General features: G+C 66.0%; 25 protein-coding genes. 13 read left to right on the top strand and 12 right to left on the bottom strand.

Annotated elements, in window-relative coordinates:
* Window positions 1-137 precede the first annotated feature (137 nt).
* On the bottom strand, window positions 138-413 hold the full coding sequence (locus ACLIMP_RS12690; RefSeq protein ID WP_324695841.1) for a hypothetical protein: 276 nt from the start codon (window positions 411-413) through the stop codon (window positions 138-140).
* 125 nt (window positions 414-538) lie between these two features.
* Between ACLIMP_RS12690 and ACLIMP_RS12685 the strand changes: the two genes are divergently transcribed.
* The 3 genes from ACLIMP_RS12685 to ACLIMP_RS12675 are packed head-to-tail and all read left to right on the top strand — an operon-like array spanning window position 539 to window position 3550.
* Entirely contained in the window at window positions 539-916 is a 378-nt protein-coding gene (locus ACLIMP_RS12685) for a hypothetical protein (RefSeq protein ID WP_324695839.1), read from the top strand.
* The gene (locus ACLIMP_RS12680) at window positions 888-2294 is read left to right on the top strand and encodes an NAD(P)H-hydrate epimerase (RefSeq protein WP_324695837.1); all 1407 of its coding nucleotides are present in this window, start codon (window positions 888-890) and stop codon (window positions 2292-2294) included. The genes ACLIMP_RS12685 and ACLIMP_RS12680 overlap by 29 nt, the downstream gene beginning before the upstream one ends.
* Window positions 2291-3550 carry a class I SAM-dependent RNA methyltransferase gene (locus ACLIMP_RS12675; RefSeq protein ID WP_054440828.1) on the top strand — a complete coding sequence of 420 codons (1260 nt, stop codon included), beginning with the start codon at window positions 2291-2293 and terminating at the stop codon, window positions 3548-3550. Before ACLIMP_RS12680 ends, ACLIMP_RS12675 begins: the two co-directional genes overlap by 4 nt.
* 49 nt (window positions 3551-3599) lie before the next feature.
* Here the strand turns inward: ACLIMP_RS12675 and ACLIMP_RS12670 are convergent, their stop codons facing one another.
* The 5 genes from ACLIMP_RS12670 to ACLIMP_RS12650 all read right to left on the bottom strand — a co-directional run bounded on the left by ACLIMP_RS12670 (window position 3600) and on the right by ACLIMP_RS12650 (window position 7144).
* Complete coding sequence (locus tag ACLIMP_RS12670; protein ID WP_054440830.1) at window positions 3600-3860, bottom strand: hypothetical protein; 261 nt, start codon at window positions 3858-3860, stop codon at window positions 3600-3602.
* Between the two features lie 41 nt (window positions 3861-3901).
* Complete coding sequence (locus tag ACLIMP_RS12665) at window positions 3902-4132, bottom strand: hypothetical protein (RefSeq protein WP_185997107.1); 231 nt, start codon at window positions 4130-4132, stop codon at window positions 3902-3904.
* Window positions 4133-4259: 127 nt separating this feature from the next.
* Window positions 4260-5237, bottom strand: coding sequence for a threonine ammonia-lyase (locus tag ACLIMP_RS12660; protein WP_324695831.1), 978 nt, complete (start codon window positions 5235-5237; stop codon window positions 4260-4262).
* 16 nt (window positions 5238-5253) lie between these two features.
* Window positions 5254-5898 (bottom strand): class I SAM-dependent methyltransferase, encoded by a 645-nt coding sequence (locus tag ACLIMP_RS12655; protein ID WP_324695829.1) that lies wholly within the window; start codon window positions 5896-5898, stop codon window positions 5254-5256.
* A 10-nt stretch (window positions 5899-5908) separates the two neighbouring features.
* The gene (locus ACLIMP_RS12650) at window positions 5909-7144 is read right to left on the bottom strand and encodes a BtaA family protein (RefSeq protein ID WP_324695827.1); all 1236 of its coding nucleotides are present in this window, start codon (window positions 7142-7144) and stop codon (window positions 5909-5911) included.
* Between the two features lie 280 nt (window positions 7145-7424).
* Here ACLIMP_RS12650 and ACLIMP_RS12645 point away from each other — a divergent pair, with 280 nt between their 5' ends.
* The 5 genes from ACLIMP_RS12645 to ACLIMP_RS12625 all read left to right on the top strand — a co-directional run bounded on the left by ACLIMP_RS12645 (window position 7425) and on the right by ACLIMP_RS12625 (window position 12349).
* Window positions 7425-8636 carry a saccharopine dehydrogenase family protein gene (locus ACLIMP_RS12645; protein ID WP_185997111.1) on the top strand — a complete coding sequence of 404 codons (1212 nt, stop codon included), beginning with the start codon at window positions 7425-7427 and terminating at the stop codon, window positions 8634-8636.
* Window positions 8636-9043, top strand: a complete 408-nt coding sequence (locus tag ACLIMP_RS12640) for a hypothetical protein (RefSeq protein ID WP_054440839.1) — start codon at window positions 8636-8638, stop codon at window positions 9041-9043. Before ACLIMP_RS12645 ends, ACLIMP_RS12640 begins: the two co-directional genes overlap by 1 nt.
* An 8-nt stretch (window positions 9044-9051) precedes the next feature.
* Window positions 9052-9402, top strand: coding sequence for a DMT family protein (locus ACLIMP_RS12635; protein WP_054440842.1), 351 nt, complete (start codon window positions 9052-9054; stop codon window positions 9400-9402).
* A 94-nt stretch (window positions 9403-9496) separates the two neighbouring features.
* On the top strand, window positions 9497-10675 hold the full coding sequence (locus ACLIMP_RS12630) for a carboxynorspermidine decarboxylase (RefSeq protein ID WP_185997112.1): 1179 nt from the start codon (window positions 9497-9499) through the stop codon (window positions 10673-10675).
* Window positions 10676-11125: 450 nt separating this feature from the next.
* A complete protein-coding gene (locus ACLIMP_RS12625) occupies window positions 11126-12349 on the top strand; it encodes a type III PLP-dependent enzyme (protein ID WP_185997113.1) in 1224 nt (407 codons plus the stop codon).
* 75 nt (window positions 12350-12424) lie between these two features.
* Here the strand turns inward: ACLIMP_RS12625 and ACLIMP_RS12620 are convergent, their stop codons facing one another.
* From ACLIMP_RS12620 to murI, 4 genes are all read right to left on the bottom strand, one after another.
* A complete protein-coding gene (locus ACLIMP_RS12620; protein WP_324695822.1) occupies window positions 12425-13525 on the bottom strand; it encodes an NADH:flavin oxidoreductase/NADH oxidase in 1101 nt (366 codons plus the stop codon).
* Window positions 13526-13694: 169 nt separating this feature from the next.
* Entirely contained in the window at window positions 13695-14909 is a 1215-nt protein-coding gene (hemA, locus tag ACLIMP_RS12615) for a 5-aminolevulinate synthase (RefSeq protein ID WP_054440846.1), read from the bottom strand.
* A 95-nt stretch (window positions 14910-15004) separates the two neighbouring features.
* Window positions 15005-15817 carry an MBL fold metallo-hydrolase gene (locus tag ACLIMP_RS12610; protein ID WP_324695820.1) on the bottom strand — a complete coding sequence of 271 codons (813 nt, stop codon included), beginning with the start codon at window positions 15815-15817 and terminating at the stop codon, window positions 15005-15007.
* An 8-nt stretch (window positions 15818-15825) separates the two neighbouring features.
* On the bottom strand, window positions 15826-16635 hold the full coding sequence (gene murI, locus ACLIMP_RS12605; RefSeq protein WP_054440849.1) for a glutamate racemase: 810 nt from the start codon (window positions 16633-16635) through the stop codon (window positions 15826-15828).
* 157 nt (window positions 16636-16792) lie between these two features.
* On the opposite strand from murI, the gene plsY reads away from it, so the two are divergent.
* On the top strand, window positions 16793-17380 hold the full coding sequence (gene plsY / locus ACLIMP_RS12600) for a glycerol-3-phosphate 1-O-acyltransferase PlsY (RefSeq protein WP_132468970.1): 588 nt from the start codon (window positions 16793-16795) through the stop codon (window positions 17378-17380).
* The gene (dprA, locus tag ACLIMP_RS12595; protein ID WP_324695817.1) at window positions 17377-18531 is read left to right on the top strand and encodes a DNA-processing protein DprA; all 1155 of its coding nucleotides are present in this window, start codon (window positions 17377-17379) and stop codon (window positions 18529-18531) included. Before plsY ends, dprA begins: the two co-directional genes overlap by 4 nt.
* A gap of 13 nt (window positions 18532-18544) precedes the next feature.
* Here dprA and ACLIMP_RS12590 read toward each other — a convergent pair whose 3' ends face one another.
* Entirely contained in the window at window positions 18545-19498 is a 954-nt protein-coding gene (locus tag ACLIMP_RS12590) for a 2OG-Fe(II) oxygenase (RefSeq protein WP_443477888.1), read from the bottom strand.
* A 182-nt stretch (window positions 19499-19680) separates the two neighbouring features.
* Here ACLIMP_RS12590 and ACLIMP_RS12585 point away from each other — a divergent pair, with 182 nt between their 5' ends.
* The 3 genes from ACLIMP_RS12585 to ACLIMP_RS12575 all read left to right on the top strand — a co-directional run bounded on the left by ACLIMP_RS12585 (window position 19681) and on the right by ACLIMP_RS12575 (window position 23272).
* Window positions 19681-20310 (top strand): DUF7847 domain-containing protein, encoded by a 630-nt coding sequence (locus ACLIMP_RS12585; protein ID WP_324695813.1) that lies wholly within the window; start codon window positions 19681-19683, stop codon window positions 20308-20310.
* A gap of 131 nt (window positions 20311-20441) precedes the next feature.
* Window positions 20442-23096, top strand: a complete 2655-nt coding sequence (topA, locus tag ACLIMP_RS12580; protein WP_132468971.1) for a type I DNA topoisomerase — start codon at window positions 20442-20444, stop codon at window positions 23094-23096.
* On the top strand, window positions 23093-23272 hold the full coding sequence (locus ACLIMP_RS12575; RefSeq protein ID WP_054440854.1) for a hypothetical protein: 180 nt from the start codon (window positions 23093-23095) through the stop codon (window positions 23270-23272). Before topA ends, ACLIMP_RS12575 begins: the two co-directional genes overlap by 4 nt.
* 3 nt (window positions 23273-23275) lie before the next feature.
* Here the strand turns inward: ACLIMP_RS12575 and ACLIMP_RS12570 are convergent, their stop codons facing one another.
* Window positions 23276-24787: an ArnT family glycosyltransferase gene (locus tag ACLIMP_RS12570; RefSeq protein ID WP_324695808.1), complete on the bottom strand. Its 1512-nt coding sequence runs from the start codon at window positions 24785-24787 to the stop codon at window positions 23276-23278.
* Window positions 24788-24976 lie beyond the last annotated feature (189 nt).

The raw sequence follows: 24976 nt of genomic DNA, 5'->3' as shown, positions 1-24976 counted from the left end.
GCTTTCGGCCGCATCCTCGGACGGTCCGCTCCCTGTCGTCACTGCAAGCATGGCAACGCGATCCGGAGCCGGTCATGCGCCGCTCCGGATTGCTCGCGATGAAAGGCGGGGGAACTGAGGCTGGGGAACTGCGCCGGTTAACCGTCGCTGACAGGGTAGAGGCGGACAGCCTCGTCAACCATGTTCTGCCATGCATCGTGAACGTCGGCGACGTTGACGGTAAGGCCACGATCCTTCTTGAGCAGATGTTCGCCGGCAAGGCACATGCCCGGCGTGGGAACCCGCAGCGCCTTTACCACTTCCCGCGCGGTCGCCTTGAACTGCTCGCGATCTTTCGCGGTAAGGCCATTCCAGTCATCCGTTCCGTGTTCAGCCTTCGCCAGCGCCCTTGCTGCGCGTTCGATCAGCGGCATAGTGCTCTCCCTCGGTAGATTATGCTCCAGCGTAACATCACGCGCGGGCCGCGTTAAGTGTCCCATTCTCGGGCTGCGCCGTGCAGAGGCTTGATGTCGGCGGGAAAGTCCTTTTAGCCGGCGGCATGGCACGCTCGCTTCCCGGTTTCGTCTTCATCCTCGCTCTTGCCGCCTGCTCGTCGCGGCACGAGGCGCCGAATGTCGCCGAAGGCGGCGAGCCTGTCTCCTGCGCCGTGGGCGGTTCCGCCGAACTGAAACCGGTTTGCGCGGTCGAGCGGTCGGAAGAAGGGGGAACGCTCGTTCTCGTGGTCCACCACCCCGACGGCGCCTTCCGGCGTTTCACCGTCATGACAGACGGCAGCGGCCTTGCGGTTGCCGATGGGGCGCAAGTGGCGGTAACAAGGCTGGAAGGTGAACGGCTCGACGTCAGCGTCGGGGCGGACCGCTACCTGTTCCCGGTGACGAGGAAGCCCCATGCCGCAAATCCAGAGCCTTCACGCTGACCAGATTCTCACCGTTGCGCAGATGCGGCGGGCGGAAGAGGCACTGATCGCAGCAGGGTCGTCGGTCGATGCGCTGATGCAGATCGCGGGGCGGGGCGCGGCGGAATGGATCTGGCGGATCTGCGCGGGGCGCAAGGTCACTGTGCTCTGCGGTCCGGGCAACAATGGCGGTGACGGTTACGTTCTGGCCGAGGCCATCCGCGAGCGTGGCGGCCATGTCACTGTCGTTGCCGGCGCCGATCCGAAGAGCGCGGCGGCGGTCCATGCGCGAAAGCTTTATCAGGGCGCGGTGTCTGGGCCGGAGACACCTGCCGATGTCTTCGTCGATTGCCTCTATGGCAGCGGGCTGACCCGTCCGCTTTCGGCAGGCGACCTGGCGCTGCTCACGCGGCTGGCGAATGCACATCATCACCGGGTGGCCGTGGACCTGCCGAGCGGCGTGCAATCCGATACCGGCATGGCGCTGAATCCGTCGCTCCCGGACTATGACCTCACGATCGCGCTGGGCGCCTGGAAATACGCGCATTTCCTGATGCCTTCCGCTGCCGCCATGGGCGCGCTGCGCCTGGTGCCGATCGGCGTCGCGCCGGTGGAAGGGGCTGCATCGGCCGTGGCCAAGCCTCGCCTCGCGGCTCCGGCGGCCGACGCGCACAAGTACCGGCGCGGGCTTCTTGCGGTTGTCGGCGGAGCGATGCCTGGCGCAGCGGTGCTGGCCAGCCTTGCCGCGCAGGGCGCCGGGGCGGGCTACGTCAAACTCTTCGCGGACAGCAAGCGTAACGTCCCTGCGGACCTCGTGGTCGATCAGGGCAAGCTGGTCGATGTGCTCGTGGATGACCGCAATACCGCCGTTCTGGTAGGGCCGGGGCTGGGGCGTGACAGTCTGGCGCGGGAGCGGCTCGCCATTGCCCTGGCCGATCCGGTTCCTGCGGTGATCGATGCCGATGCGCTGATCCTGCTGACGCCGCGCCTGCTTGCCGAGCGCAAGGCCGCCACAGTGGCGACGCCGCACGAAGGCGAACTGCTGGCTCTTGAACGGGCGTTCGGCTGCGAGGGAAGCGGAAGCAAGCCCGGCCGCGCGCTGGCGCTGGCGAGGGCAGGGGGCATGGTCGTGGTGGCCAAGGGCCCTGACACCGTGATCGCCGCGCCGGACGGCCGGATCGCCTGCGCCCCCCGTGCCAGTTCCTGGCTTTCGACTGCGGGAACGGGTGACGTGCTGGCCGGGTGCATCGCCAGCCGTCTGACTGCCGGAACCGAAGCTTTCGCGGCCGCCTGCGAGGGCGTGTGGCTTCATGGAGAGGCGGCGCGGCGCGCTTCGCCTGCCTTTACTGCCGGTCAGCTTGGACAAATGGTCCCGGCTGCGCTAGCGGCCTGCCTGTGACTACTGGAACAGAAGAAATCCTGCGCATCGCCTCCAAGGGCGATGGCGTTACCGAATCCGGCCGCTTCGCCTGGGGCGCTGCACCGGGCGACCTCCTGCACGAGGACGGCACGCTCGAATGGGGGCCGCATCATGTGCAGCCCGCCTGCCAGCATTTCGGCCGTTGCGGCGGCTGCCAGCTTCAACAGCTCGACGAGGAAAGCCTCGAACACTTCGTGGGATCGCGCGTGGCCAATGCCTCTGCCTCGCAGGAACTGGGAGCGGAAGCGATCTCGCCGCCCTACCTGTCCCCGCCGGGCGCGCGCCGCCGCGTGTCGTTGCGGGCGGAAAGCTCGGGCGGGCGCGTGGTCATCGGCTTCCGCGAGGCCAAGTCGCACCGACTGGTGGAGCTGGAAGAATGTCCGGTCATGGCGCCGGAACTGTTCGCGATCCTCGGCCCGCTTCGCAAACTGCTCATCATGATGGGCAAGGCGGCGCCCGCCAAGAAGGGCGGCAGGCCCGGCAAGCCCGCGAAGCACCAGCAGGCGCGCATGGCCGCCGATATCGAGATGACGCTGACTGACCAGGGCGTCGATCTCGGCGTCAAGGGGCTCACCGCCGAAGGGCTCTCGGCGACCGAATCGATGCTCGATTTCTCGCGCCAGTACGGTCTCGCCCGTCTCACCATGGACGGCGGCTACGGCTTCGAGACGGTGTGGGAGCCGGAACCGGTGACGGTGAGCCTCGGCCCCGTCAAGGTCCCGTTCCCGCCGGGATCGTTCCTTCAGGCCACGCTCGACGGCGAACAGGCCCTGGTCGAAGCCGCGCGCGGCTGGCTCGAGGGCGCAGCAACGGTCGCGGACCTGTTTTCGGGGCTGGGCACCTTTGCGCTGGCGCTGGCCGGGCCGCAGACCAAGGTGCTGGCCGCAGAGGCTGCACGCGATGCCCATCTCGCCTGCAAGACCGCGGCGGACCGGGCGCAATTGCCGGTGTTCTCCGCTCACCGCGACTTGTTCCGCAATCCGCTCCAGCCTGACGAACTGAGCAAGTTCGACGCCGTCCTGCTCGATCCGCCCCGCGCCGGTGCGCGCGAGCAGGTGGATTGCATCGCCGATTCCACGGTGAACCGGGTGGTCTATATCTCGTGCAACCCGTCGAGCTGGTCCCGCGATGCCGCGCGGCTGGTGGAGGCGGGGTTCCGGCTGGTCGAACTGCGTCCGGTCGGCCAGTTCCGCTGGTCCACCCACGTCGAACTGGCGAGCTATTTCGAAAGATAGCCCGTCCGCATGGTGACGGGGCAGGGGGCTCCCTGCCTCGCCCCCTTCCTTACTCTCCCTGGGCCTTGGCCATCATGTCCATGAAGTCCCGCGCGGCGTTGCGGTCTTCCTCGTTGTCGAAGGCGACGTCGAGGTCGGGCGAGGCATTGAACAGGTAGAGCAACGACCACAGCGCGAAACGGCGGCTGCGGTCCTTCTCCATGCCAAGATCGACGCGCATCCGGTCAATCCCGGTTTCCAGCGTGCTGGGAGCGATCGTCGAAAGGTCGTCGGTGCCGAAGTAGCGGCGAAGCTGGTCGTCGAAATCCATGGCCTCGCCCTAGCAGGACCGGGGGCCGACGCGAAGGGGCGTCAGGAATCCGTACTGCGCCCGCATACATGCGCGGACACCAGCTGGTAGATCACCAGCGCCCAGCAGCTTCCGATCATGCCCACGAAGAAGGTCGACCAGCTCAGGCCCCAGTCCGCATCGAGCAGGTTGTTGGTAAGCGCCGCGAGGGTGACCACGACCAGAACGGCTTCGAGCGCAAAGAAGGCCCAGCGCATCGAAATGGCGGAAAATGGTTCACTGCGGGTGCTCACGCGTTTTCTCCCGAATGTGTCTTGCCCTGTTCGCGCAAGATTAGTTCAGGTTGCGTCGTTCGTCCAGAAATTTGCTTTCCGGTGCAAGTGTTTCAAAATGCACCGATCGGCCCTGCCGGTTTTCGGGTCAGTCGGCTCCGGAAAGCACTCTGGCGAAGGCCTGGGCGTCGGTATTGCCGCCCGAGAGCACGATGGCAGTACGCTCCGCCGAAGGAGTTCTGCCGGCCAGAACCGCCGCCAGCGCCGCGGCGCCGCCGGGTTCGATAACGAGGCGCAGCTTCGCGAAGGCGAGGCGCTGCGCCGCGCGGATTTCGGCGGGGGTGACGACGAGGCCGAACGGGCAGCGCGCCCGAAGGATCTCGAAGTTGATCGGCCAGGTTCCGGGCGTCTGCAGTGCATCGCAGGGCGTGGGCGGGGCATCGGCGCCGACGCGGCAGATCGTTCCGGTTTCGAGGCTGCGGCACACGTCGTCCCAACCTTCGGGCTCGACGGGGATCACTGCCGCATCCGGCAGGGCGAGTGCGAGCCCGGCGGTCAGGCCGCCGCCGCCGCAGGGTGCCACTACCTGATCCGGCGCCGCGAGGCCGCGTTCGGCCATTTGCGCGGCGATCTCGATCCCGGTGCTGCCCTGGCCTTCGATGATCCAGGGATCGCCATAGGCGTGGACGAGCGTAGCGCCCCGGGCGGCGCACAGGCGGGCCGCCACTTCGTCACGGTCCTCGCCGCCGGGGCGGTCGTAGAGCACGACCTCGGCGCCCAGAGCGCGGGTGTTGGCAAGTTTCACTTCCGGCGCGTCGACCGGCATGACGATGGTGGCTTCGATGCCCAGCCTGCGTGCGGCCCAGGCGACCCCCTGCGCATGATTGCCGCTGGAAACGCCGACGACTCCGCGCGCGCGTTCCTCTTCGGTCAGGGCGGTCAGACGGTGCCAGGCGCCGCGAATCTTGAATGCGCCGACGGGCTGCAGGCTTTCGGCCTTGCACCAGATCGTGCGGCCATCGACGTCGAGCGGCAGAAGCGGCGTTCTTGGCAGGATTTCCGAGATCTTGCGGGCAGCCATGGCAACGCCTTGGCCGGTCGGACGGTGAAGAAGGGCCTGAGTCATGCGCCCGGCCATAGCGTCAGCAGATGAGGCGCACCATCTGGTAATAGCCCAGGCCCCCGCGCTTCACCTCAACCCGCAGGCCCAGTTCTCCGGCGATCCGCGCGGCGACCATCGGCAGGTCCAGCCGGGGGCTGACGTGGAACTTCGTCAGCCACGCGCGCAGGGCTCCGCGCAGAGGGGCGGGCAGGCCGGAAAGGTCGCCGAAGTCGACGGCATGGAGCACGCCGCCGGGTGCCAGCGCATGTGCCGCCTGTCGCAGCGCGGCCTCCCATCCGGGGATCATCGAGAGCGTGTAGGACAGGATGATCCGGTCGAAGCCGGTGCGGCCGAACAGGTCACGCGGCTCGAATCGTGTGGCGTCGCCGAGCGCCAGTTGCACGTCGGGGCCCAGCCGCGCGCGGGCGGATTTCAGCATCTCGCCGGAAATGTCGAAGCCGTGGCAGGCAGCGCCGGGCCAGGCACGGGCGACCCGTTCCAGATTGCGGCCGGTGCCGCAGCCTGCTTCGAGCACGCTCATGCCGGGTTCCGCGCCCAGTTCGCGGATCAGCCGGTCCCGGCCGAACAGGTAGTATTTCCGGGTGAGGTCATAGATGTGGCGCTGGCCCCGATAGACCTTGTCCATCAGCGCGGCATGGTCCTGCGAGGTGGCGCTTCCCGTCATCGCGGATGCCTCAGCGCAGGACGTAGAGGTGGACGCCGCCATAGATGGAGGAGCGATCCCCCCGCGTGGCCGCTCGGGATTCCTCTTCGCGGTAGTCCCAGCGGGAAAGGATCGCTTCCGGCACGCGGCCCGGCAGCAGGGTGGGCTCGGCGGCAGTGCGGAACAGCACGCGCGAACCGGCGCGCGCGGTGCGGGTGATCTCGCTCCAGAGCTCGGTAAGCTGCGCGTCGCTCATCCAGTCCTGCGCATCGAGCAGGATGTAGCGGTCGAGCGAGGCTTCGGCGCTTTCTTTCAGAACCTGCGTGAAGTTCGCATGGCGCAAGGTGAGGCGGCCAAGCCGCTCGCGCACCAAGGGAACATTGGCTTCCTGAAGATAGGGCGGCAGCGGGGCCTTGGGCTCGCGTCCGTAGCCGCGCCCGAAAGCCTGCCAGGCGAAGTAGTTGTCGTTGAGGGGGAAGTGGCAGGCCAGCTTCTCCAGCCGTGCGCGCAGCACATCGGCCATGCGGTTGCCGCCTGCCAGCGCGTCGTACTGGGCAGGCGGAATGCCAAGGCCGAAAAGCGAGGCGGGCTGGTCGGTCAGCCAGCGAACCAGCTTGCGCTCGAAGATCGGCGCCAGCCGTTCGTCGAACACGCGGCGCTGTTCCTCCAGCGTCTCGGCGCCGAGGATTTCGCTGGGGTCGATCTTGTAGAGCTTGGCGAGGACATGTGCCGCACCGATGAAGTGGCCGAGCAGGCCCTGCTTGTAGATACCGCGCGCAAAGCCGCGGATGCGGCGGCGGCCCACCAGATCCCGGCCTTCCCAGTACCGGCGGGTGGCTTCGTCGAGGTGCGGGGCAAGGCGGTCCCGATATGTCGCGACATTGCCGGGATGATCGGCCTCGGCAATGAAGCGGCGCAAGTCCGCATAGTCGGTCAGCTTGCGGATCGCGGCGATCTTGAGGCGGCCAAGAGCGATATGCGCGGTGTTGAGATCGACGCTGGTGATCGCGGCGGGATCGGCGGTCAGGTAGGACAGGGCGTTGCAGCTGCCGCTGGAGATGGTGATGATCCGGCTCTCCGGCCCGATCTGCAGCGCTTCCATATCGGCAACCGGATCTTCCCAGATCTGCGCGTAGACGAGGCCCTTGAACGCGAGCGCGAAAGCCTTGTCGAGCAGGCGGGCGGCACGGTTCGATTCGGGACGGACGACGGCCTTGCCGATGAGGTCGGACGCAGGCCTCGCGTGAGGGTGCTGGGCAGGAGGCATCGGAAATTCCTTGGCCGCGAGGGAAAGGTGTTCGCTCGCCGCATTGCCCCCGCCGGGTGACCGCGCGATGACGGGACGATGGCGGATTGTGACAGTTTTCGTTGGGTGCGCTCGTCACATCCGGGACGGGCGTGGGCCGGTGCCGCACAAAACGGCCGGATGGCCGTCTTGCCCAACCGACAGGTCGGACAAACGAATCAACGAAACTCGAAGAGTTGAGTTGTCACACAGGGCCTCTATATGCGGCTGTTCGCGAGCATCGCGTTAAGGAGACAAATTGGTGAGCAAGGTTCTGGTGATCGGCGCAGGCGGCGTCGGTTCGGTCGCGGTCCACAAGATGGCGATGAATCCCGACATCTTCTCGGACATCCACCTCGCCAGCCGCACGGTTTCCAAGTGCGAGGCGATTGCCGAATCGGTGAAGGAGCGCACCGGCGTCTCGATCAGCACTTATGCGATCGACGCCGATGACGTGGCGGCAACCAGCGAGCTGATCCGCTCGATCGGGCCGAAGCTCGTCGTCAATCTCGCGCTGCCCTATCAGGATCTCGCGATCATGGACGCGTGCCTGGCAACCGGCGTGAACTACATGGACACAGCGAACTACGAGCCCAAGGACGTGGCCAAGTTCGAATACCACTGGCAGTGGGCCTATCAGGAGCGCTTCAAGGAAGCGGGCCTGACCGCGCTGCTCGGCTCGGGCTTCGATCCGGGCGTCACCTCGGTCTTCGCCATGTGGCTGAAGAAGCACAAGCTCAAGACCATCCGCACGCTCGACATTCTCGACTGCAACGGCGGCGATCATGGCCAGGCCTTCGCGACCAACTTCAACCCGGAAATCAACATCCGCGAAGTGACCGCGCCGGCCCGCCACTGGGAAAACGGCCAGTTCGTCGAAACCCCGGCGATGGGCGTGAAGCAGAGCTTCGACTTCGAGGCCGTCGGCCCGAAGAACATGTACATGATGTACCACGAGGAACTCGAAAGCCTTGCGAAGTTCATCCCCGAGATGGAGCGCGCGCGCTTCTGGATGACCTTCGGCGACGAGTACATCAAGCACCTCACCGTGCTGCAGAACGTCGGCATGACCCGCATCGACCCGGTGATCTACAACGGCGTGGAAATCATTCCGCTCCAGTTCCTCAAGGCCGTGCTGCCCGAGCCCAGCTCGCTCGGTTCGACCACCAAGGGCAAGACCAACATCGGCGATATCGCGACCGGCGAAGCGCTTGACGGTTCGGGCGAGAAGACGTTCTACATCAAGAACATCTGCGACCACGAAGATGCCTATGCCGAAACCGGCAACCAGGCCGTCAGCTACACCACCGGCGTTCCGGCGATGATCGGCGCCGCCATGCTGGTGACCGGCAAGTGGAGCGGTGCGGGCGTGTTCAACATGGAGCAGTTCGATCCCGACCCCTACATGGACATGCTCAACCAGCATGGCCTGCCCTGGACGGTCGAGGAACTCGACGGACCTCTGGCCTTCTGATGACGATGCTGCGGACCGTTCTCGTCGCTGCGGCCGGCGCTCTCGCGCTGGCCGGTTGCGTGCCGCAGGGCGGTCCGCAGCAGCCCGCTCAACCTGCCGGAAACGGCGAGGCCGGGCCGGGCTATTCCCGTGACATGAGCGCTGCCGACCGCACGGCCTGCGAAGGTTCGGGCGGCAGCGTGCAGCGCCGGGGACGGCTGGGCATGGAACAGTGTGTCCACGCCTTTGCCGATGCCGGGAAGCAGTGCACCGATTCCTCGCAGTGCCAGGGCAAGTGCATCGGCAGTGCCGGCGCCGCTTCTGCCGATGCCTCGGCCAGCGGCACCTGCCAGGCGGACGATCGGCTGTTCGGCTGCCATGCGGAGATCAAGGGCGGCAAGGCCGTCAATGCGATCTGCATCGACTGAGCGGGTTCGTGAACTGGACCTTCGTTGCCCCCGTGGCCATGCTCGCGGGATCCAATCTGTTCATGAACACGGCGTGGTACCTGCATCTCAAGATGCCCGGCAAGGCGCTGTGGCTGGCGATTGCCATGAGCTGGGGCATCGCATTCTTCGAATATTGCCTTGCCGTGCCGGCCAACCGGATTGGCAGCCAGGTCTACTCTCTGGGGCAGCTCAAGGTGCTTCAGGAGGCGATGTCGCTCACGGCCTTCGTGCTGGTGGCATGGCTGCTGTTCGGGCAGAAGCCGGGACTCAACGAGATCGTCGGTTTCGCTCTGGTCGGCGCAGGGGCATGGTTCATCTTCAAGGGTCCGTTTGCCTGAGGCATCCTTGAAGCTGGCGGCCGCGAAGGCCATCTGGTTGGAAATTTGGCTCAGCCGATGATGTGCGAGCCCACCGAAAAGGATTGAACCGAACATGGAAACCCGCGCCGGCGATCCGGGAGCCTTCGCTCACTTCGATCTGTCGCGAGTCGACAGTCCCAGTTTCGTGGTGGATGCCGCCAAGCTGCGCGAGAACCTGCGCGTGCTGGCCGACATCGGCGAGCGTTCGGGCGCCAAGGTGCTCTCCGCGCTCAAGGCCTTCTCGATGTGGTCCACCGCGCCGATCGTCGGCGAATACCTCGACGGCGTATGCACTTCGGGCCTGTGGGAAGCGCGGCTTGCCTCGGAATTCTACGACGGCGAGATCGCGACCTATTGCGCGGCCTACAAGGAGGAGGATCTCGACGAGATCCTGCGCCTGTCGGATCATGTGATCTTCAATTCGCCGATGCAGATCGAGCGTTTCTGGGCGCAGATCGAGAACGCCCGCGCGCGGGGCGAGGACTTCGACATCGGCCTGCGCGTCAATCCGATGCATGCCGAAGGCGAGGTTCCGCGCTACGACCCTTGCGCGCCGCACTCGCGCCTTGGCTTCCCGATCAACCAGCTCACCGAAGAGCATGTCGAGATGATCGACGGCATCCATATGCACACCTTGTGCGAGCAGGACTTCGAGCCGCTGCGCCGTACCTGGGACAAGGCGTTCGATTACCTCGAACCGTTCTTCGGCCAGTTCAAGTGGATCAACCTCGGGGGTGGCCACCACATCACCCGGTCCGACTATCAGCGCGACGAACTGGTGGAATTCCTGATCGATCTTCAGGAAGATACCGGCGCCGAGGTCTATATCGAGCCCGGCGAAGCCGTCGCGCTCGATGCCGGCATTCTCGTGGGAACCGTGCTTGACATCGGCCATAACGGCATGCCGGTGGCGGTGGTGGACGTTTCCGCCACCTGCCACATGCCCGACGTGATCGAGGCGCCCTATCGCCCGGCCATGCTGGGTGAGCGGGCGGAGAGCGAAGGCGAGCCGGTGCGTCTTGGCGGGCCGTCGTGCCTCGCGGGGGATGTGATCGGAGACTATGTCCTGCCGGTCGAGGCGGAACCGGGCGTGCGCTTCGCTTTCCTCGACCAGGCGCATTACTCGATGGTCAAGACCACCACTTTCAACGGGGTGCCGCTGCCCTCGATCTGGCTGTGGGATTCCGAAACCGACCTGCTCGAATGCACCCGCCGCTTCGATTACGAGGATTTCCGCGGCCGTCTGAGCTGAGCGCAGGCAGGCCAACTCTTCATTGCGAAAGGAGCGGTCCCGCCTTGGGTGGCCGCTCCTTTCCTTTGTTCCCGCTCTGCCGAATCCATGAAAAACGGCTCGATCCGTCCCGCGATTGCCCCGTTCGGGCTCCGATAGATCGACTCGAGAGAACCGAACCCGTGCCGTTTGCATTGTAACCGTGAAACGCGCCTTTCGGGCATTCCGTTCGCGACGGAAGTCCGGGGTGATGATTTTCAGGTAAATGTCTGTAACAAGACAATAAAATGAAACTGAGAGGCGGCATGGATCTTCGCGCTATCCCCTTATGTGACGTTTCCGTGAAAGGGGACTTTTTTCACTTGCGATTCAGCTTGGGAGCCCTATATCCCGCCCCTCGCTGCCCCATGGGGACTTCCAAACCGCAAGGCAGCTCTTGTTGTTAACAATTCCGTTTGGGGGTCCCTTGAGTTGCTCGAATTTCTTGACGCACCGGCTGTAGCGCGCGCTCTCGCGCCCGACGAACCCGTTATCCTGAACCGCCCGCACGCTGCTGCGCGCGCGGCCCGTTTCTTCGCCACGAAGTTTCCGGGCAAGTCGCTCTATGCGGTGAAGGCCAACCCGTCCCCCGATCTCATCAAGATTCTCTGGGCGAACGGCATCACGCATTACGACGTCGCATCGATCGGCGAAGTTCGCATGACCCGCGCGGCCCTGCCGGACGCGACCCTGTGCTTCATGCACCCGGTCAAGACCGCCAGCGCCATCCGCGAAGCCTATTTCGAACATGGCGTGCGGACCTTCAGCCTCGACACGATCGAGGAAGTCGAGAAGATCCTCGAAGCGACCACTGACGCCGACGGCAATCGCGCCGCCGACCTGCGTCTTTGCGTGCGCCTGCGCGTCTCTTCCGAATATTCGGAACTGAGCCTGGCCTCGAAGTTCGGCATCGATCTGGCTGATGCCGGCGAACTGCTTCAGGCCACCCGTCAGGTTGCCGACTGGCTGGGCGTATGCTTCCACGTCGGTTCGCAAGCGATGACGCCCTTCGCCTATGTCCAGGCGCTGGAGCGTGCGCGTGCGGCAATCGCCGACGCCGGTGTCGTCATCGACATGATCGACGTCGGTGGCGGGTTCCCCTCGGTCTATCCGGGCATGGAGCCGCCGCCGCTGGAAGACTATTTCCAGGTGATCCACCGTCACTTCGAAGCCCTGCCGATCGCCTACAACGCGGAACTGTGGTGCGAACCCGGCCGTGCGCTTTCGGCCGAGTACAGCTCGATGATCGTCAAGGTCGAGAAGCGTCGCGGTGACGAACTCTACATCAACGAGGGTGCCTATGGCGCGCTCTACGATGCGGCGCACGTTGCCTGGCGCTTCCCCGTGAAGTGCATCTCGCGCGAGACCGCCGTTGGCGGCGAGCGTTCGGAGGACCTCCAGGAATTCGCGTTCTACGGTCCGACCTGCGACGATGCCGACTTCATGGAAGGCCCGTTCATGCTCCCGGCCGATATCAAGGCGGGTGACTGGATCGAAGTGGGCATGCTCGGCGCCTACGGCGCGGCCATGCGCACGGCGTTCAACGGCTTCGGCACCGGCGAGGTGCTCGTTGCCACGGACGAGCCGATGGCGAGCCTCTACACCGGCGAGCGCAAGGACCCGCGCGTGTCGGACAACGTGGTTTCGCTGCGCTGAACCGAGCGGAAAGTTGGCAAAAAGGCCCGCCGGAACCATGTTCCGGCGGGCCTTTTTTCTTGTCCGCCCGCAGGCTCAGGCCTGGACGAACAGGTCCTTGTAGACGCGCGGCTGGCTGCGCAGGAACTGCGGCGCCGCCTTGACCTTCGCGCCGAGCGCGGCGGCTGCGTGCCAGGGCCAGCGGGGATCGTAGAGCACGGTGCGGGCAAGGCCGATCATGTCCGCCTCCCCGGTGGCGACGATGGCCTCGGCCTGCTCGGGCTCGGTGATGAGCCCCACGGCGATCACCGGCATCGAGACCGCTTCCCTGACCTTGCGCGCGAGCGGAACCTGGTAGTTCGGGCCAACGGGGATCTTCTGTCCGGCGTCGAGGCCGCCGCTGGAGACGTGATAGGCCGCGCAGCCGCGTGCCTCCAGCGCCTTGGCGAAAGCGATGCTCTGTTCGACGTCCCAGCCGCCTTCCACCCAGTCGGTACCGGAGACGCGCATCGTCACCGGCTTGTCGGCAGGGAATGCGGCGCGCACGGCGTCGTAGACCTCCAGCGGGAAGCGCATGCGGTTCTCCAGGCTGCCGCCATATTCGTCCTCGCGCCTGTTCGAGAGCGGCGAGAGGAACTGGTGGAGCAGGTAGCCGTGGGCGCCGTGGATCTGGATCGCATCGATGCCGAGCCGGTCGGCACGGCGGGCGGCATCGGCGAAGGCTTCGCGGATGCGGTCGAGACCGGCCTTGTCGAGCGCCTCGGGCGGGTTCTCATGGCCGAGGAAGGGAAGGTCGGAGGCCGATACCGTCTGCCAGCCGTTTTCGGCGTCAGGAGCGATCTGGGCGCCGCCGTCCCAGGGCTTGGCGGTGCTGGCCTTGCGACCGGCATGGGCAAGCTGGATAGCGATCGGCATGTCGGACCAGCGACGCACGCTTGCGAGGACCGTGCCCATCGCCTCCTCGGTGGCATCGTCCCACAGGCCGACATCGGCATAGGAGATGCGGCCCTCGGGGCTGACGGCGGTGGCCTCGATCGTGAGGATGCCGGCGCCGGACTGGGCGAGGTTGCCGAGATGGATCGTGTGCCAGTCGGTCATCCGGCCGTCCTCGGCGGAATACTGGCACATCGGTGCGATGACGATGCGGTTGTCGAGAGTGAGGTTGCCGATGGTGATCGGCTCGAACAGCTTGGCCATGAAAGTCCTTCTGGTCACGTCGTCGCGGGGGGAGGGCGCCGGGAGAAGGGCGCGCGGGAGCGACCGGGCGAACGTGGGGTCGCGCGGGAAAATGAAAAGGGCCCCGCCGCTTTAACGGGGAGCCCATTTCGAAAGAAAATATTGCAACCGCGAAAGCGCGCGGCGCCGTTCAGGCGGCGAGGCGCATTTCCATGCGTTCCCAGATCTCCACGAGAGCCTCGGTGAGGTTCCGCATCATCTCTTCGGTATGGGCCGGGCCGGGCGTGAAGCGCAGGCGTTCGGTGCCGCGCGGCACGGTCGGGAAATTGATCGGCTGCACATAGGCGCCGTATTCGGCGAGCAGGATGTCGCTGATCTTCTTGGCCTTCACCGGATCGCCGACCATCAGGGGCACGATGTGGGTCGTGGAGTCCATGACCGGCAGGCCCGCGTCGCGGAACATCTGCTTCATCATGGAGGCCGAGCGCTGCTGACCCTCACGCTCGGCGCTGGAGCTCTTGAGGTGCTTCACCGAGGCGAGCACGCCCGCCACCAGCACCGGCGAAAGCGAGGTGGTGAAGATGAAGCCCGGCGCATAGGAGCGGATGCAGTCGATGATCTTCTGGTCGGCGGCGATATAGCCGCCCATCACGCCGAAAGCCTTGCCCAGCGTGCCTTCGATGATGTCGATGCGGTGGGCCGCCTCGTCACGATCGGTGATGCCGCCGCCGCGCGGGCCGTACATGCCCACGGCGTGGACTTCGTCGATGTAGGTGAGGGCGTTGTACTTTTCGGCGAGGTCGCAGATCGCGTGGATCGGCGCGACGTCTCCGTCCATCGAATAGACCGACTCGAAGGCGACCAGCTTGGGCAGCGCGGGATCGGTGGCGGCCAGCAGTTCCTCGAGGTGTTCGAGGTCGTTGTGGCGCCAGACCCGCTTTTCGCAGCCCGAATTGCGGATGCCGGCGATCATCGAGGCGTGGTTGAGCTCGTCCGAGAAGATCACGCAGCCCGGCAGGAGCTTGGCGAGCGTGGAGAGCGTCGCATCGTTCGAGACATAGCCCGACGTGAACAGCAGCGCGCCTTCCTTGCCGTGCAGGTCGGCAAGTTCGCTTTCGAGTTCAATGTGATAGTGGGTATTGCCGCCGATGTTGCGCGTGCCGCCGGAGCCGGCGCCGACATCGTGCAGCGCTTCTTCCATGGCCTCGATCACCTTGGGGTGCTGGCCCATCGCAAGATAGTCGTTCGAGCACCAGACGGTGATGGGCTTCGGGCCGTTGTGGCCGGCGAAGCATCGTGCGTTCGGGTAAGCGCCCTTGTTGCGCAGGATGTCGATGAAGACACGGTAGCGACCTTCCGAATGGAGCCGCTCGATTGCCTGATCGAAGATGTGTTCGTAGTTCACCTAGGCTCTATCCTGCGTTCGCCTTGAAAGGGCTTTTACCCGTTGATGCGGGCAAATACATGATCGTTCCGGACATGACCAGTCGCTTGTCCTGCTCACCGTGATCGATCTTTCGTGAAACCTCTGAGCGCGCCGGGGACCGGGCCGGGATCGTGGCCGGGAACGATGAACATCGCGGGAGCGGCATGCTTGAGCGCGTTTATGGTCTTGAGCCAGGACACGATCCGCACCCGTTCGTCCACGTCGCCGACGGTGGAGAAGGTGCGCGCAGGCGGCCGGGCGTCCACCCAGTTCTCGTTGATCGTGGCGACGTCTCCGGTGAACAGGTACTCGCGCCCGTTTTCGAGGCGGGCGTAGACCATCATCGCGCGGTTCGGCAGCCCCTTGAGCGGGATGGCCACCACGCCGTGCGCCACGGCGTGCGGCTCGCCGTCGGAAAAGTCGGGCAAGGGGCGGGCGCCGGGCGATACCAGCGCGCGGTTGCCGCGGTGGAGCAGGTGGTCGAGCAGGACGAGCCGGAGGCCGGCCGCTTCCACATGCCGGTCGATCCGGGCCTGGGCGGCGGTGTCATAGTCCTGGAGGTGGCGTTCCTCGGCCCCTGCGGGCGTGGTGCCCGCGTCGATCATGATAGGCCCGGAATCCGGCACCGTCAGTTCGAAGGCGCGAACCGAAAGGCGGATCGGCCGCAGGCCGCCACCGGCGGCGATCTGGTTGTGAAGTACCGAGCGATAGCCGATCAGTTCCTCGTGCAGATGGGTCGGGCTGTCTCCGGGGATCTCATCGGCCAACTGGCGCAGTTTCCCGATGGTCAGCGGCAGCGGCTTGGCGCCGGGTGCGCTGGCATCGAACTGGAACCAGTAAAGCGGCACCCCGACGAGCAGAAGCACGACGAGCAGAAACAGATTCAATCGCGGCGTCAAAACCTTCCGCCCCCCAGCAGACCGTAGCGTGCCAGCGCTTCGCCGTACGCTCCGGGAAATTCCCCTGGCCCGGTGAATAGCGCGCGGTCGGGTTCCTGGCGAGCGTATTCCTGGCCTTGCGTGAGACGCTCGATCTGCCGGGCGATTCCTTCCGCGCCATGAACGAAGCGCACCTGCGGCCCGAAGGCTTCGGCGAGTTCCTCTTCCAGCAGGGGAAAATGCGTGCAGGCCAGGACGAGCGTGTCGATGTCGGCGCCGCCGGGCATGGCGCGAAGGGCTTCCGCGGCCCGCAGGATGGCGGTGCGGTCAACCGGCTCGCCGCGCAGCTTCGCTTCGGCCGCTTCGACCAGGCCGGGGCCGCCGTAGCGCAGCAATTGCTTGTCGGCGGCGAACTCTTCCTCGAGCCGGTCCACATAGGCCTGGCGCACGGTGGCCTTCGTTCCCAGCAGGCCGATCACGCCGGTCCGCGTCATGGCGGCGGCGGGCTTGATCGCCGGAACCGTGCCGACGATGGGCACTTCGAGAACCTCGCGCACCATGCCGAGAGCGATCGTCGAGGCGGTGTTGCAGGCGATGCAGACGAGGCGCGGGGCGAACCGCTCGGTCATGCGGCCCAGCAGCCCGGCAACCCGCGCGGTGATCTGCGCCTCGGTCTTGGTGCCGTAGGGAAGGCCTGCCATGTCGGCGGCGTAGATCACGGGCGCCTGAGGCAGGATCTTGCGCAGCTCTCCGAGCACGGTGAGCCCGCCCACGCCCGAATCGAACAGCAGGATCGGCGCGCCGGGTGGGGGGCCGGCGTCAGCCATTGCGGGAAGGCGGCGCGGAGCGCGACGCACTGGTATGTTCGGAAGACATCGTTTTTTCCTGGACCTTGCACCCTGTTAATCGCGGAACGGCCCAAAGAGCAATGTTCATTGCTGCAAGTCCCTTCGCCATTTCCGCGCAAGTCGCTAAGAGACGCGCATGGAATGGATTCTCGCCCTCGTCTTGGGTTACGCTCTCGGTTCGGTGCCCTTCGGCCTGCTCATCACTCGCATCGCCGGCGCCGGCGATCTACGCTCGATCGGCTCCGGGAATATCGGCGCCACCAACGTGCTGCGCACGGGGCGCAAGGGGCTTGCCGCCGCCACTCTCCTGCTCGACCTGCTGAAAGGCCTCGCCGCCGTGCTGATCGCGGCGCATTTCCTGCCGGAATGGACCTGGCTTGCGGCGCTCGGCGCCTTTATCGGGCACTGCTTCCCCGTCTGGCTGCGTTTCCGGGGCGGCAAGGGCGTGGCGACCACCGCAGGCATCGCCTTTGGGCTCGCCTGGCCGGTGGGGCTGGCCTATGCCCTGACATGGATCGGCCTGCTGCTGACCGTGCGCATCTCCTCGGTGGCGGGCATGACGGCAGCGGTGGTCGCGCCCATCGCCGCGCTCGCGCTGGGGCATGGAGAGGCTTCGGCCGTGCTTGCCGTGATCGCGGCGGTGGTGCTGTTCCAGCACCGTGAGAATATCGCCCGGCTTCGCGCCGGCACCGAGCCGAAGATCGGGAGCGGCAAGAAGCCGTGAGCGAGGCCGGGGGGCAGGCTCGGGGGGAGCAAGGGCAAACGCTTTCGCAGGAGGAAGCCTTCGCGCGCATCCGGCTGCTGCGTTCCCCCAATGTCGGCCCGGTCACTTACATGCAGTTGATGGGCCGCTTCGGCGGCGCCCGTGCGGCGATAGAGGCGTTGCCGGGGCTCGCGGGCAGGGCGGGCAAGCCTTACCAGGCCGCTCCGGAGCGCGCCGTCCACGCCGAGATCGCGCAAGTTCGCAAGGCCGGCGCGCGGTACCTGTTTCACGATTCGACCGACTATCCGGCGCTGCTCACCCATTCCGAAGGCGCGCCGCCTATCCTCACCCTTCGCGGCGACAGTGCCATGCTGTCACGCCCGTGCATCGCGGTGGTGGGCGCGCGCAACGCTTCGGCAGGTGCCGTGCGCATCGCGCGGGATTTCGCGCATGGACTGGCGGAGGCCGGTTTCACGGTCGTCTCCGGTCTGGCGCGCGGGATAGACGGCGCGGCGCACGAGGGTTCTCTCGCGTCGGGGGCGCCGGGCGGAACGGTAGGCGTGATCGCCAGCGGCATCGACATCGCCTATCCCCCGCAACATGCCGCCTTGCAGGAACGGGTCGCCCGCGAAGGCGTGCTGCTGGCTGAGCAGCCGCCCGGAACCGAACCGCTGGCCCGCCATTTCCCGACCCGCAACCGCATCATCGCCGGGCTTGCTGCCGGAACGCTGGTGGTGGAGGCCGCGCCGAAATCCGGTTCGCTCATCACCGCAAGGCTGGCGGGCGAGATGGGCCGGGAAGTCATGGCCGTTCCCGGATCGCCGCTCGATCCGCGTTCCCATGGCTGCAACCAGCTCATCCGTGACGGCGCGATGCTCGTGCAGTCGGTGGAGGATGTGATCGAGCTGTTGTCGGGCTTCGACGGCTTGCCGCGCAGCAGCTTCCGCGAAGTCTCGGCAGCATGGCATGCCGTTTCCGACGTGGATCTCGGCGCCCCGCCGGCCGATCTGGACGGCGATATCGAGAACCTTCTGACAACCGCGCCGGTGACGGTGGACGAACTGATCCGGCAATCGGGCGCCGGCGCGGCTTCGGTCCAGCTGGCCTTGCTGGAACTCGAGATCGGCGGGCGCCTGCTGCGCCATGCTGGCGGAAGGGTCAGCCTCGGGTAACGGGCGCGGTCGCTCAGGGTGCCCAGCGGTTTTCGCGAATCCAGCGGTTGTAGAGCAGCTTCGTGCCCCGGGTGACGGGGAGGCCGGCATGTTCGGTGAGGGTATCGAGGCTGCGGTCCGGCAGCGCATTGCGGAATAGCACGGCGTCGCCGACACGGCCCTTCAATTGCAGGCCGGTCTTGAGGAAGGCGGTCTCTCCGCCTTCATAGCCGTCGTTCAGCCAGACCAGCACGGTGGCGATGCGCTGGTTGGGGGAGGCTTGCACGAAATCGTAATGCGGTCGGTATTGCTGGCCATCGCGGTAGCGCAGCACTTGCGCCGCTTCGCCGTTCTCTGGAGGGAGCCCGGCAAGCGCGGCGATGCGGCGGTTCAGGGCATGGATCGCAGGGTCTTCGAGCAGCCAGTGCAGGACCGAGCCATCGGAAGAGCGGATCGGGTCCCGCACCAGCTCGCGTTGCCGATTGTAGACCATGGAGGGCTGGAAGCTGCTGGACGCCACGGCGGTGACGTAATCACATTCTTCCCGTGTGAAGAGCTTCCGGAACACCTGCACGAACGGAGCGGAGCTCGCCTGTTCCGCTATGGCTTGCCCAACCGGGTTACCCTCCGCGTCGAGCTTCATGGAGCCGATCAGGTCCAGTGCCTTGCGGCGGGGCGCGATCTTCGTTGCCTCGAGCCGGAGCCGGGCAAGGGCGGCCTGCCAGTCCCTGCGCCCGGCCACGCCGTTCGCCAGGAGATTGGTCGCGAAAACATGGGCATCCGCATCGCCGCGCAGGGAGGCAAGTTCGAAGAGGCGCCGGGCATCGACGGGATCCTGTTCGATATCGCCGCCCCAGCGCATGATCCCCAGCGTGTATATCGCGCGTGCCAGCCCTCCGACGGCAAGGCGCTGGATGATCGTCAGGCCTTCGGTCTTGCGGCCTTGCGTGAACAGGGCGATGCCGTGATCCAGTTCCGTCTGTGCCATGGTGTCGGTATTCTGCATGGCGCCGGTATGGCAAACTTGCGAAAAGCCTGCCAGTGGCCCTGGTTATGCAAAAGCGCTGTCGCGGCGGCGGCAGTATCGCTTCACGGCTATTGCGCCGCGGAGAAGGATCGGTAACGCGTTGATGCTATTGGGCTGCGGACAGGGATCGGGGGAGCACGCGAATGAAGATCAGCTTTGGAGATATCACGGGAGAGGCCTTCGCCATCCTGCGGGAGCATAAGGCACTGATCATCCCGCTGGTGGCGGCAATGACGGCGGGGTTTGCCGTGATGGACCTCGTTTCCGACAAGCTCGGCAACTTCAGCGGCATCATTTCGAGCGTTTTCGTCCAGTATATCTTCCTTGAGCAAGTGCTCTCCGTGCGTTCGGAGCGGCGGCGGTTCGGATCGATGCTCGGCGCCAGTATGCTGGCGGGGCTGGGTATCATCGTCGGTCTGGTTTTCCTCGTGCTGCCGGGATTGTTCGTTGCCGTGCGGTGGGCGCTGGCGCCGGCCTATGTGGTGACCGAAGGGCAGCGGGCTTCGGAATCGCTGTCGTCGAGCTGGGATGCGACACGGGAAAACTGGCTTCCGCTGATGCTCGTCTATCTGGTCCTGGCGGTGCCTTCGCTGGTCATTCTGGTGGGCATCGGCTTCTCGCTCGGATTTTCTGGAGCGACGCCGGGCTGGGTCGAGACAGTGCTGCTCAACCTGATGGTTACCGTGTTCACGGTGGGCAACTGGGCCATCGTGGCGGCAGCCTTCCGCCTGCTGGGCGAGCGCCGCGACGATCTGGAATCGCTTTTCGCCTGAACCGGGCGGAATGTCGGGCGCCGAATCTCCGCGCTTGACGAAGCCCTCAATCGCTTCCCACCCTATGCGTACACGTATATGCGCACGCGTAAGGGCGCATTGGCGCTTAGGGGCACACAGAGTCTAAAAGTATGCAGCTAGTCATCGTAGAATCGCCGGCCAAGGCGAAGACCATCGAGAAGTACCTCGGCAAGGACTACAAGGTTCTCGCCAGCTACGGCCATGTCCGCGACCTTCCGCCCAAGGACGGCTCCGTCCGTCCGGACGAGGGTTTCGAGATGGACTGGGAGCTCTACGGCGACAAGCAGAAGCAGGTGAAGGCGATCGCCGATGCCGCCAAGGGGGCCGATCGCCTGATCCTGGCGACTGACCCTGATCGCGAGGGCGAGGCGATTTCGTGGCACGTGCGCGAGCTGCTGGCCAAGCGCCGGGTGCTGCCCAAGGACGTGCAGCGCGTCACTTTCAACGCCATCACCAAGGAAACCGTCACCAAGGCGATGACCCAGCCGCGCGAGCTGGACCAGGACCTGATCGATGCCTACCTCGCCCGCCGCGCGCTGGACTATCTGTTCGGCTTCACGCTGTCGCCGGTGCTCTGGCGCAAGCTGCCGGGTGCCAAGTCGGCCGGCCGCGTGCAGTCGGTGGCGCTGCGCCTGATCGTCGATCGCGAACGCGAGATCGAGGCGTTCAAGCCGCAGGAGTACTGGTCGGTCGCGGCGCAGATGGCGCATGACGGCACGGACTTCACCGCCAAGCTCGTGGCGTTCGAGGGCAAGAAGCTCGACCGCCTGAGCATCGGCGAGGAAGGCACCGCGATGCGGGCCCAGGCCGCCGTCGAAAGCGGCGCCTTCAAGGTCGAGTCGGTCGAGACCAAGCCGCACAAGCGCAATCCGCAGCCGCCGTTCACCACTTCGACGCTGCAGCAGGAGGCGGCACGCAAGCTCGGTTTCTCGGCCAGCCAGACGATGCGCGTGGCGCAGACGCTCTACGAGGCGGGCGCCATAACCTACATGCGTACCGACGGCGTGCAGATGGACCCGAGCGCGATCTCCGCCGCGCGCGCCGCGATCACGGACCGTTTCTCGGGGCACTACCTGCCCGAGCAGCCGCGCATCTACCAGACCAAGGCCAAGAACGCGCAGGAAGCGCACGAGGCCATCCGTCCTACCGAGTTCACCCGCGACCGCTTCGGCTCGGGCGATGAGGCGCGCCTCTACGACCTGATCTTCAAGCGCGCCATGGCCAGCCAGATGGCTTCGGCCGCGCTGGAGAGGACCACCGTTACCTTGCGCGACGGCACCGGCCAGCACGAGCTGCGCGCCTCGGGCCAGGTCGTGAAGTTCCCGGGCTTCCTTGCCGTCTACGAGGAAGGGCAGGACAACAAGTCCGACGATGAGGACGGCGGCCTGCTGCCGTTCATGAAGTCGGGCGACATGCCCGCCAAGAAGGACGTCACCGCCGAACAGCACTTCACCCAGCCGCCGCCGCGCTTCTCGGAAGCGAGCCTGGTCAAGCGTCTGGAAGAACTGGGCATCGGCCGTCCTTCGACTTATGCGGCGACGATCCAGGTCATCAAGGATCGCAACTACGTCCGCACCGAGAAAAACCGTTTCTTTGCAGAGGAATCGGGCCGACTTCTCACATCGTTCCTCGAACGCTTCTTCCAGCGCTATGTCGCCTATGACTTCACGGCGGGCATGGAGGACGAACTCGACAACGTCTCCGGCGGCCGTCAGGAATGGAAGGCGCTGCTCGAAGCCTTCTGGCGTGACTTCAAGCCGAAGTCGGATGAGGTCATGGAGAAGAAGCCCTCGGAAGTGACTGAGGCGCTTGACGAATTCCTGTCCGATTACCTCTTCCCGCCGAAGGCCGACGGCACCGATCCGCGCCTTTGCCCCAAGTGCGGCGAAGGCCGCCTGTCGCTGCGCGGCGGGCGTTATGGTGCCTTCGTCGCCTGCTCGAACTATCCGGAGTGCAAGTTCACGCGCAAGTTCGCGCAGCCCGGCGGCAGTGCCGAGGGCGGCGACGACGAGGTGCTGGGCCAGGACCCCGAGACCGGGCTCGAGATCGTCCGCCGCACCGGCCGGTTCGGACCTTACATCCAGCTCGGCGAGGGCAAGGAAGCCAAGCGCGCGTCGATCCCCAAGGACATCGACGAATTGACGCTGGAGTGGGGGATCAAGCTGCTCAGCTTGCCGCGTACCATCGGCCCGCACCCGGAAACCGGCAACGACATCACCGCCAGCATCGGCCGCTACGGTCCCTATCTGGCGCATAACGGCAAGTATGCCCGCCTGCGTTCGACCGCCGAAGTGTTCGAGACGGGTATGAACATGGCCGTCACCAAGCTTGCCGAAGCGGCGGCGGGCGCCGGTGCGCGCGGTTCGCGTGCCGCGGCAGAGCCGATCAAGGTGCTGGGCGCTCACCCGACTTCGGGCGGCGAGATCAAGGTGCTGGCGGGCCGTTACGGTCCCTACGTCACCGACGGCACCACCAACGCGACCCTCCCGCGTGACCAGAAGCCGGAAGATCTGACCGCCGAGCAGGCGATCGTGTTGATCGATGAAAAGGCCGCCAAGGGGCCGGCCAAGGGCAAGAAGAAGGCAGCGCCGAAGAAGGCCGCCGCCAAGAAGGCTCCGGCCAAGAAGGCTCCGGCTAAGAAGGCTGCCGCGAAGGACGACGGAGAAAAGCCCGCCGCCGCGAAGAAGCCTGCTGCAAAGAAGCCTGCCGCCAAAAAGACAGCTGCCAAGGCTCCGGCCAAGGCCAAGAAGGAAGCCGCGGAATGAGCGACAAGATCGCCAAGCACAAGCAGCCCTGGAAGCCGGAGGAACTGCAGAAGCTCCAGGTTCTCGCCGGAAAGGGCAAGGGCCTGAAGGAAATCGCCAAGGCCCTCAACCGCACCGAGGAATCGACCAAGGATGCCGCGCGCCAGCACGGCATCGCCGTCGCCAAGGCGCGCTGAGGTTCACCGCCTGAGGCGGTAGAGACCGAATTTCCGCGTACCGATTACCACGCCCTCGTAGCGCTCGTAGGAGCGCGCGAGGGCGTTTCGTATCAGCGCCCGCGTTCTGAAATTGGGCTGGTTGGGGCGGCTCGATTCCGCGACCACGATCACGCCGGGACGCAAGGCGAGCACGCGGGAGACTTCCGCCACCGGATCGACGCCGAGCGCTCCGGCTTCGTTCATCGCGTTGAGATGGCTGGGATAGGCGAAGCGTGTCGGGATGCAGGCGCGGGTGGTGCGATAGAGCGCGCTGTCGCCTTCGTAGACGTAGAGGCAGCGGCCGTGCAATTCGCGGGATACGGCCGCGCTGGCGGCGGCGAACTCGGTCGAGGTTCCGCGCTCGCGGACTTGCAGCGCAGGGACGATGACGGCGCCGAGCAGGCCGAACCCGAGCAGCAACCGTCCGTACCATCGCTCGCCCGGGGCGCTGCGTGCCAAGGCAGGGGCGGCCAGGACGCAGAGCGGTACGAGCACCGGGCCGAGGTAATGATCGTACCACGTCCCGAACGCGAGAAACCCTAGCACGGCGCTGAGCGCCCAGATGCGGATGCCGGTCAGGATAGCCGGATGAAAGGCGGGCAGGGGCGACAAGCGGCGCGGCGCCAGAATGATGGCCAGCGCGAAGGGGATCAGCGCCAGCGCCTCCTTGGCAAGCTGGGCGAAGGCGTCCTTCTGGTCGGTCATGCGGCCGAAGATCGAGAGGAAATTGGCCTGCACGAAAGCCTCGCCATGCCCGGTGTGGGCATAGCCTGCCCAGACCGCAAGCGTCGGGGCGAGGGCGGCTCCGGCCCAGAGCAGCGCCGTCGCGCCGAGGCGCGGCAGGCTCCAGCCATCGCGGATCCCCCGTGACAGCAGCATGAGCCCGAGCCCGACCCCCTCGAAGACGACGCTGTACTTGATCTGCATGGCAAGGCCGAGCAGCAGCATGACGCCGAGGCCGCGCCTGCCGAGTGCGGCGTCCTGCCTGCGCGCGAATGCACCGATCGCCAGCATTGCGGCGAGGGCGACAGGCAGGTTGTAGAACACCGGCGATTGCCCCAGCGCCACGTTGAACACCGGCTGGTAGATCAGGTAGGCCAGCCCCGCCGCCTGCGCGCCGCGCGGGGTTGCGATCCGGCGGGCCATGCGCTCGATCGCCAGCGCCGTCAGGACCGAAAACAGCAGCCCGGCAAGCTGATACGCCAACACCGGATCGCCAGGCAGCGCGATCAGGCTGCGATACAGGAGGAACAGGCCGTAAGGCTTGCGGTCCCAGATATCGACGTAAGGCAGGGCGCCTTCGGCCATGCGCTGGCCGACAAGCAGGTAGAACTGTTCGTCCGACTGGAATGCCGGCTTGCCGAACATCGCAAGCCTCAGCACGAAACCGGCCGCGAGATAGAGCAGGGGCGAGGCGATACCGAGCCGCCGCCCGGCCGTGAAGCCGGGGTGTGCGGCAAGGCGCCTTGCCGCCGCTCGTCCGATTGCGATCATTGCGCGACCCTTTCAGCCCCCATCGCCGTTGGAGGAAGCCGGGCGGGTGACAAGGGCGGGGGCTTCATGGCGCGCCAAGATTGCAGTCCGGCGACTACCGCGTGACGGGGACGGACTTTCGTATGGCTTGCGACAAATTCTTACACCGGGCAACTTGCGACCGATCCCGAACTCGGGCGTTGGAGTGCC

Origin of the sequence: Novosphingobium aeonii (assembly GCF_052279045.1) — a bacterium.
GTDB lineage: Bacteria > Pseudomonadota > Alphaproteobacteria > Sphingomonadales > Sphingomonadaceae > Novosphingobium.
This window is presented reverse-complemented; position numbering and strand designations above follow the sequence as displayed.

What these genes read in the sequence shown, in the direction of transcription:
- ACLIMP_RS12690 (WP_324695841.1), bottom strand. Translation starts at nt 413, where the DNA reads ATGCCGCTGATCGAACGCGCAGCAAGGGCGCTGGCGAAGGCTGAACAC.
- ACLIMP_RS12685 (WP_324695839.1), top strand. Translation starts at nt 539, where the DNA reads ATGGCACGCTCGCTTCCCGGTTTCGTCTTCATCCTCGCTCTTGCCGCC.
- ACLIMP_RS12680 (WP_324695837.1), top strand. Translation starts at nt 888, where the DNA reads ATGCCGCAAATCCAGAGCCTTCACGCTGACCAGATTCTCACCGTTGCG.
- ACLIMP_RS12670 (WP_054440830.1), bottom strand. Translation starts at nt 3,860, where the DNA reads ATGGATTTCGACGACCAGCTTCGCCGCTACTTCGGCACCGACGACCTT.
- ACLIMP_RS12660 (WP_324695831.1), bottom strand. Translation starts at nt 5,237, where the DNA reads ATGACTCAGGCCCTTCTTCACCGTCCGACCGGCCAAGGCGTTGCCATG.
- ACLIMP_RS12655 (WP_324695829.1), bottom strand. Translation starts at nt 5,898, where the DNA reads ATGACGGGAAGCGCCACCTCGCAGGACCATGCCGCGCTGATGGACAAG.
- ACLIMP_RS12650 (WP_324695827.1), bottom strand. Translation starts at nt 7,144, where the DNA reads ATGCCTCCTGCCCAGCACCCTCACGCGAGGCCTGCGTCCGACCTCATC.
- ACLIMP_RS12640 (WP_054440839.1), top strand. Translation starts at nt 8,636, where the DNA reads ATGACGATGCTGCGGACCGTTCTCGTCGCTGCGGCCGGCGCTCTCGCG.
- ACLIMP_RS12630 (WP_185997112.1), top strand. Translation starts at nt 9,497, where the DNA reads ATGGAAACCCGCGCCGGCGATCCGGGAGCCTTCGCTCACTTCGATCTG.
- ACLIMP_RS12620 (WP_324695822.1), bottom strand. Translation starts at nt 13,525, where the DNA reads ATGGCCAAGCTGTTCGAGCCGATCACCATCGGCAACCTCACTCTCGAC.
- murI (WP_054440849.1), bottom strand. Translation starts at nt 16,635, where the DNA reads ATGGCTGACGCCGGCCCCCCACCCGGCGCGCCGATCCTGCTGTTCGAT.
- plsY (WP_132468970.1), top strand. Translation starts at nt 16,793, where the DNA reads ATGGAATGGATTCTCGCCCTCGTCTTGGGTTACGCTCTCGGTTCGGTG.
- ACLIMP_RS12590 (WP_443477888.1), bottom strand. Translation starts at nt 19,498, where the DNA reads ATGGCACAGACGGAACTGGATCACGGCATCGCCCTGTTCACGCAAGGC.
- ACLIMP_RS12585 (WP_324695813.1), top strand. Translation starts at nt 19,681, where the DNA reads ATGAAGATCAGCTTTGGAGATATCACGGGAGAGGCCTTCGCCATCCTG.
- topA (WP_132468971.1), top strand. Translation starts at nt 20,442, where the DNA reads ATGCAGCTAGTCATCGTAGAATCGCCGGCCAAGGCGAAGACCATCGAG.
- ACLIMP_RS12575 (WP_054440854.1), top strand. Translation starts at nt 23,093, where the DNA reads ATGAGCGACAAGATCGCCAAGCACAAGCAGCCCTGGAAGCCGGAGGAA.
- ACLIMP_RS12570 (WP_324695808.1), bottom strand. Translation starts at nt 24,787, where the DNA reads ATGATCGCAATCGGACGAGCGGCGGCAAGGCGCCTTGCCGCACACCCC.